7 protein-coding genes are annotated in these 7,705 nt (G+C 38.3%); 6 read left to right on the top strand and 1 reads right to left on the bottom strand.

All coding sequences use genetic code 11. From position 1 onward, the window contains the following. The first annotated feature begins 185 nt into the window (after positions 1–185). Together HUZ36_RS21475 and HUZ36_RS21470 are read left to right on the top strand one after the other, a co-directional pair. Complete coding sequence (locus HUZ36_RS21475; RefSeq protein WP_176033933.1) at positions 186–473, top strand: hypothetical protein; 288 nt, start codon at positions 186–188, stop codon at positions 471–473. Positions 474–610: 137 nt separating this feature from the next. After that, positions 611–1,297 carry a DUF4386 domain-containing protein gene (locus HUZ36_RS21470; protein ID WP_128729953.1) on the top strand — a complete coding sequence of 229 codons (687 nt, stop codon included), beginning with the start codon at positions 611–613 and terminating at the stop codon, positions 1,295–1,297. A 28-nt stretch (positions 1,298–1,325) separates the two neighbouring features. Here the strand turns inward: HUZ36_RS21470 and HUZ36_RS21465 are convergent, their stop codons facing one another. Beyond that, positions 1,326–2,276 (bottom strand): IS110 family transposase, encoded by a 951-nt coding sequence (locus HUZ36_RS21465; protein WP_176033932.1) that lies wholly within the window; start codon positions 2,274–2,276, stop codon positions 1,326–1,328. Between the two features lie 835 nt (positions 2,277–3,111). Between HUZ36_RS21465 and HUZ36_RS21460 the strand changes: the two genes are divergently transcribed. From HUZ36_RS21460 to HUZ36_RS21445, 4 genes are all read left to right on the top strand, one after another. After that, on the top strand, positions 3,112–5,793 hold the full coding sequence (locus HUZ36_RS21460) for an amidohydrolase (protein WP_176033931.1): 2,682 nt from the start codon (positions 3,112–3,114) through the stop codon (positions 5,791–5,793). Between the two features lie 449 nt (positions 5,794–6,242). Next, on the top strand, positions 6,243–6,524 hold the full coding sequence (locus tag HUZ36_RS21455) for a DDE-type integrase/transposase/recombinase (RefSeq protein ID WP_176033930.1): 282 nt from the start codon (positions 6,243–6,245) through the stop codon (positions 6,522–6,524). Between the two features lie 350 nt (positions 6,525–6,874). Beyond that, entirely contained in the window at positions 6,875–7,312 is a 438-nt protein-coding gene (locus tag HUZ36_RS21450; protein WP_147391374.1) for a GNAT family N-acetyltransferase, read from the top strand. Positions 7,313–7,428: 116 nt separating this feature from the next. Further along, on the top strand, positions 7,429–7,662 hold the full coding sequence (locus tag HUZ36_RS21445) for a hypothetical protein (protein ID WP_176033929.1): 234 nt from the start codon (positions 7,429–7,431) through the stop codon (positions 7,660–7,662). Positions 7,663–7,705 lie beyond the last annotated feature (43 nt).

The raw sequence follows: 7,705 nt of genomic DNA, 5'->3' as shown, positions 1-7,705 counted from the left end.
TGCCGTTAAAAAAACTAACAACAGAATCTCTCTACTAGAAACTAAGTATAAAGATCAAAGTAAAGGCTTATAACAAGAGACTCAAAAGGACGCAAAACGCTTGGCTTGCGCTCCTTCGTCGCTAATTTTAGCCAAGCATTTATGCGCCCATTAGTAAGGCGTTATATTTCACGGAGAAGTCCAGTATGAGTGAACAACAAATCGTTTATTCCTTTGCTTGGTTTGAACCTGATGAATGGCAAAAGTTAAAAGAAACAGTAGAAGATCCTGATACGCTGGACGACTCTTACCAAGAGTGGCGACAAAACGCAGAAAATGTAATTAGAGAACTTAGAGCTGGTGGCCAGCAAGTGAAAAAAATATCAATTAAAATTAGTAAATTACTTGTTTGGTGTGAATCAAGAAGTTTAAAACCAAACAGCAAGGCTAGATCAGAGTATGCAGCATTTCTAGCACAACAGCGTGATAAGTAAAGTATAACAAGCGCTTCAACCAAAGGACGCAAAATAGCAGGCTTGCGCTCCTTCGTCGCTAATTTTAGCCTGCTATTTCGCGCCGGTTAGGCAAGCGTTAGGCATTTAAACACTCAGCAATCACAGGATAATTATCAATGGGCAATAATGGTTCATCATTTAAGTTGTATGTTAAGCATTTAGGTGCTGCGTACTTGATTTATATAATTTTAGGGATGTTTAATTCACTACTATTTAAGCAAGGTATATACAACTTTGGGGCCTTTGATGAGGTTGAGATAAGGTTCAGACTTGCTCAAACTATAGATATTATTATGTTTATAGCTGTTATTTGGGCTTCATGGGCACAGTACCTAGTTACTAAAACGATAAACAAAAATTTTGCTCTCGTGGCACTACTTTTCAGGTTTGGAGAAGGGCTTCTCGGCTTTGTCGCAACAATCATTACATTGGCAGTAATAGCAGTTTTAAAGAATCCAGAATTTTCAACTGTATTTCAAGATGAGCAGTTGCATACATTAGCTAGCATATTTGTGAAAATAAGTGGCTCGATGTGGGATGTTCTTTTAATTATCATGGGTATTGGTGCCACGATTTTCATGTATTTGTTCTACGTTTCCAATTACGTACCTAAATGGTTGGTTCTTTGGGGGCTATTCACTTATATTTCGATGGTGGTGTATGGTTTTTCAAATATTGTTCTACTTAATCCACCTCAAGTATTGAGTTACTTCATGATGCCGGGAGCTTTTTTTGAAATAACGTTTGGCCTTTGGTTGTTAATCAAAGGAATAGACATCCAACCTGATAAAAATCATGCCTAACAAGAGACTATGGCGTCAATAGCTAATTTTAAGCTGTTGGCGCTTCCCACATTACACCTTCCCTAAGCATAGAATTTAAGATCACAATCATTTTGCGAACGCACGCAATAAGTGTCACTTTTTTCGGTTTTCCGGCAGAAACTAGCTTTTGATATTGACCTTTAAAAACTGGGTTAGATTGTATTGCTGACATCATGGCCATGTATAAAACAGTCCTAACTTGATGGCGACCTCCTTGTATTTTTCTGAGACCTTTGAAGCGACCGCTCTCTCTATTTATCGGTGCAACTCCAACTAATGCGGAAGCTTGTTTGTTGGTCATATATCCCAGTTCAGGTAAGTTACTAATGATGGATGCTGCCGCGATTTTTCCAATGCCTTTCATGCTTTGAAGTAGATGATTTTTAGCCTGATATTCGGGGCATGACTCGATTAATTTGACGATTTTATTTTCTATTTTATTTATCTGATTTTTAAATGCAGTGAGGATAGGCTTTATTGTCATAGCGAGTTCTTTTGGCAATATCTGAAGACGGTTTTTCTCCATTGTTTGCATGACGAGTAACTGGTTTCTGCGTGCTACTAAATCGCTCATAAGCTGCATAGTTTCGGGCTTTAACTGAGATAACGATGGTTTAATAGCTTCACCATAGTGGGCAATGAGTTTAGCATCGAGCTTATCTGTTTTAGCACGTTGACCAATTGCGCCAGCAAAGCGTTTTACATGAATTGGATTGGCTATTACGAATGGTAAGCCAGCTTTGGCACATGCCATAATAAATGGCATTTCTAATCTACCAGTGGCTTCAATAATAATACGTTCGGGTTTGTGCTTTTTGATTGTTTTGACAGCTTCTTTAATCCCTTTTTCATCGTTAGAAACAGAGAGGTAAATATCTAAAGGTCGAATATAAATATCGAGTTGAAATTTACCGGTATCAACACCGATGTTAATGCTTTGATTTGTTTTAGTATTCATATAAGCTAACTCTTGCTTGCATAATGCGGGCTCGAGGCCTAGTAGACTATTCGAGTGTGGTGCTTGGAGTCTTTTACAGCGTTCTTTCTTGTTATCGGTCTCTCAACAGAGGAGCCTTTGCTCAATCGAACTACTGTGAAAGAAGGCTTTAGTTGCAGCTAAAGCCTGGGTCTCACCTTACCCTAAATCGGTATAAAAAGAATAATTAAGATGGGTGTATTATCCATACAAGCACTTAAGAGTGGCTCTCAAAGCTTGGCTGTGTCGCTCAAGTACATTTTATAGGGGCAGACACCAAGTAAAGTTTTCACCGAGGACGCTTGAGAAGTATCGAGTCTAATCTTACCACGCCCGAATACAGCCTGTTTGAGCGATGAATCTTAATTTATGAATACGAGAAGCGCCTTACGTTTAAAATAACTTAAGAGCATGAAGTGTAATGGCCTTTTTCAAATTCATGTGTCATATCTTGTAGTAAAAAGCTCATTGTTAACGAAATTGTGCTTCTGCCGTAATTCTCTGAAAGTCAGCGAATAACTTTGCTGCAAACTCTGCTGATGACTTTACCAAAAAACCAAAGTTTACATGTCACATATTAAAGGAAGTGGATTGCAAGAGACGTGTAACTCTATGTAATTTTTACTCTCCATTTCGTGTGCTACTGTATATTGTATGTATAAACTACCTAAACTCATTACCTAATTGTTTTATTGTGACTTTGCCCTTCATTTGTAAATGTGTTCTGTGTTGTTCGCAGCCATGCTTGTGTGCTTGGCTAAAAAAAGAACTGCATTAGATGAAGAATAGACTATCTATTTCAAATTAAGGATAAAAAATGACTCATAAATGTAATCAAATATTTAACTGTGCTTGTGGCAGTAAATTATGGCAAAGCTTATTGCCAAAAGATTTTAACCCGTCTTGCGAATTGAATGATCAAACCGAAGATAACGCGACAGAGAGTTTTATTATGCACGCTATAAATGGCGGCACAATCTTAACTATGCGAGAGGGAATGAATGAAAATGTCGAAGCAATAGGTATTAAAGATGGAAAAATTTGCGCTGCAGGTAGTTTTGAAGATGTAAAAAAAGAATTCTCAGACTCAGTACCTAAGGTCGAAGAAATTGAAGGTGCAGCCACTTTAATTCCTGCATTTATTGAGCCTCATGTGCATATTATTCCCAGCGCGGTAATTAATGCAGGGTTAGATTTAAGCCCTTTTTATGGTCAGCAACTTCGGGAGAATGTGTTTCCAAAAGATAAATATAATTTTGATTGGGTTAAAAAGGTCTTGACCGAAAAAGCAGACAATATGACAGCAGGTGAAGGTTGGATTCTAGGGCATAATATGGATCCTTCATTATTCTCTTCTGGGAATAAAGTTATAAATGCGGATAAGTTAGATGGCATATCTAATTCTGTGCCGATTTATATTACAAATACATCAGGACATTTGGCATATATTAATAATGCGGCGATTAAGGTCATTGATGAACATAACATAAGCGTAGAAGCAGAAAATGGAAGTAAAAAACAAAAAAAAGTTAGTACAGGTAAAAACGGGGTACTTGAAGAACTCTCTGAAATGGTGCCAGTTTTAAAAGTTCTGATAGAAACATATGACTATGAAAACGGGAAAATTAAGCTACAAGCAAAAGAACGAATTAAACAAGAGTTCGATAAGCTGTTTGAAAGTGCGGTGTCTCATGGTAGCACATATATGTTGGATGCTGCGCTAGATGAGAAGCAAATAGAGATTTTAAAAGCGTATGCCAAAAGCTCAAAGAGTAAGGTACGCATAGGCGGTGCTTACTTGATAGATAGTTTGGATCAATTGAATACAAGCATCGGCTCTTTGGGTTTGCCCAACTCAGGTGACGAAGACTTTAATCTTTCTTTTCTAAAGCTTATAGCCGATGGTTCTTCACAAGGATTAACTGGCTATCAGTATACGCCGTATGATTGTAATGAAAATTATGAAGTGTTTGCCCATGCAGAACAGTCAGACTTCAATGAAGAAAATGAAGATAAAATAAAAAAATTAGCAGAGCAGAATATTACAGGCCTGTTTAATTATGGCTACCCAATAGAGTTTAATGGACTAATGAGAATAGCCAACAATTATGGTTGGCCGACGATGACGCATGCTAATGGCGATCACGCGATAGACAGAACGCTCAGCGCCTTTAAACAAGCTGGTATTACGAAAAACACTATAGACCAACGTCGAGACAGAATTGAGCACTGCTCCTTGCTTTCACCAAGTACCATGGCTGAAATGGAACACCTTGGCATTTCACCAAGTTTTACTATTGGGCATGTCGGTTATTGGGGGTGGAATTTTAAAAATACTATTATCGGTCAACAACGAGCAGACCAATTAGATTTATGTGCATCAGCCATTAATAACCATGGTATGCGAATAACACTTCATAGTGATTATAGTGTTACGCCTATGGGACCTTTGCGTTATATGGAGCAGGCCATCACTCGACTAATGGAAAGTGCGCCAAATCAAAACCTGGAAGTATTAAACCCGAATGAACGACTTACGCCATTTCAAGCTCTTAAAGCGATGACTTATGATGCTGCCTGGCAATGCCACGCGGATAAATGGGTTGGATCGTTGGAAGTTGGTAAGTGCGCAGACTTCACGATTTTGGCAGAGTCACCGCTGAGGTACCAAAACCGCAAAAACATGGCTTACCCTGCACAAGGGATGCGTGATATTCCTGTGCTTAAAACTTTTAAAGGAGGTAAACAAGTATTTGTACAGCCTCAAGAATCATACCTGTCTAACATTTCCTGGGACAATCAAAACAAAGCCTTGACCTTTAAATATACAGGGCCAAAAGTTTCACCACCAAAAGGCGTTGAGGCCAAAATTTGGTATCAGCTGCAAGACGAAAATGGCGATGCATTAACTGATAAGTATACTGAGCCAATGAATAACGTGTATTTTAATCGTAAAGTTGAGATTTGTACTGAAAGTTTATCCAAATTTGATTCTGCAACCAAGTTTTATTTAGTTGCAGGTGTTTTTTTACAATCAAAAAAAGCGGATGTGATTGCAGCAAGCGCACTTATTGATAAATGCTGTGGCACATCTGAAGTGAACGATAAAACGAGCATTAACAAATTACAGCTAATGCCATCATCTGGTTCTATTAGCTTTGAGGTACCGTCAGACATTCAAAAGCCTAAAAATGGTACCTGCTGGTTGTTTATTACAGATGTTAACACCAACTATGGTTGGGATAATGGTCAGGTCGCTCCAAATTTAGAAGGGGACGGTTCAACACAAGGAACGAGCACGGATACGGGTATCTACTATTGTAAAAATCTGACAGATGAATTAATAGAAAGCCCCATTGACCTAGATTCCCTCGACCTAGAGTTAGGTAAAACCTACAAAGTAGGTATATGTTTAGGTAGTAATTATAGAATTGCGGCTTATGCAGTCACTCAGTGTGTTGATAAACCCCAACGGATTAACCCAATTGGTACTCTCTAAAAAGTAGCTTTCCATAAGTAACAATTTTTAAATTAGCCCACTCCCAATTAGAGTGGGTTTTTCATGACATGTTCAATTAAATTTATATATCAGCAACCGAGTGTAATTATTATTTTATTAGAGCGCTTTTGCATTTTTACTAAAGCAATTGTCTTATCAGTTGCACAAAACCTCCAGGCAACAACCAACTGCCCATCCCGCGAGTACTCACCGCTTGCTGTGAAACCCTTAAAAGGCGACGGCGCACAAATCTAGCAAATTGTGAATATTTGCTGGCTTAACCGAATAAACTATTTAGCGATAACCCCTTAAGCTCTGTTAACCACAGCGTCTTGCCCTGTACGATGCTTAGGCTTTGATGTTTAGAAATATGAAAACACCAATAGCTACCTTACTTTAGAGTTGTTTCGATACGAATAATAGACAATTTTGTGTAATTCTGAGTTGAAGTGAGCGTCAATCTAGCTCCATTCAATGTAGCTCTTCAGTCTAGCTATGCGACACCGAATGAGGCTGAAAATGTATTAAACAGGAAGTTTTTTGCGGCTTCTCCAAACGAGAAATGGGTGACAAATATCACGTATATATGGTGTAAAGGGCAATGGCTTTACTTTATGGCAGTGATGGACCTATTTCCTCGAGCGATAGTTAGTGGGTCATTTTATACGCAAATGACAGAATTACTGATAATAAGCGCGTTGAAAATGGCAATTGAGCGCAGAGAAATCTGAGCCGATTTGATTATACACTCGGTTAGAGATATTCAATGCAGAGTACTAATGTACCAAGGGCTTATAGGTAACATAGGAGCTACAACTAGTACGAGTAGAAGAAATAACTGTTGGGATAATGTGGTGATGGAGCCTTTTTATTCGAAATTAAACGGGAGTTAGTATTTTACTAAAATATCAGTCGCTTGAAGAAGTTAAAGTGAGTATATTTGAGTGCATTGAAATATTTTATAGCCGCGTACGATTGCGTTCAGCATGAGGGTATTTAAGTCCAATGGAATACGCAAGCAGGTATGCATAAATTAAGCTGTCTACTTTTGGTAGGTAACACCAGCTTTAAGGAGAAAATCTTGGAAGTGTCACTTCGTCAGATTACAAAAGATAATTACGAAGCAGTGTGTGAGCTTGATGTATCAAAGGAGCAAGAAGAATACGTTGCTTGTAATATGTGGTCACTTGTTGAATCTATGTTTAACGATGGGTATGAAACCAGAGCAATATACTTGGAAAAAGAGCCTGTCGGCTTCTTTATGTGGGCTAAAGAGTCGATTACAAAGGTTTCAATCTGGCGGTTTATGATTGATCATAAACACCAAAAAAATGGCATTGGTCGTAAAGCGTTAGATCTTGCTTTAGCCGAAATTAAGCAGCTTGCAAACCTTAAGGAAATAGAAATTTGCTATAACCCTAAGAATCCTGTGGCTAAGGAGTTCTATTCTAGCTTTGGCTTTGTTGAGGTTGGTATGGATGAAGACAATGAAGATATGCTCGCAGTCATCAGTATTTAAAATCTAATATGTATATTAAAGGGGGACGAACAAGGCGTGGCCTGCGCATATTTTTCGCCAATTGTAGCCAAACATTTTTACGCCTTTAAGCAATGCATTGGTATTTGGGGAGGCTTATGAGAGTAATTCTAGCTTTGGCAACATTATCTCTAATTGGTTGCTCCCCTATTTGGGAAGAGTTGCCGTATGAAGTTTACTATATTAATGGTATTAAAACTTTAGGTTATAGCATTGGTGAAGGTGCTTATATTGGGCGTATTCATGAGCCTGTAAATATTACCGCTAATAAAAAGTATATATCAGTTTATGCTTGCCCCGCGAATTCAACTCCGAAGTGCACCACTCGCTAAATTAAGCTGCTTTACGTACTTTGCGTAATTTATTGAATACAAC

This window comes from Pseudoalteromonas sp. McH1-7, from assembly GCF_013366255.1.
GTDB classification, from domain to species: Bacteria; Pseudomonadota; Gammaproteobacteria; order Enterobacterales; family Alteromonadaceae; genus Pseudoalteromonas; species Pseudoalteromonas peptidolytica.
Note: the sequence above shows the minus strand (reverse complement) of the source record. Positions and strands in the feature narration are given on the sequence as shown.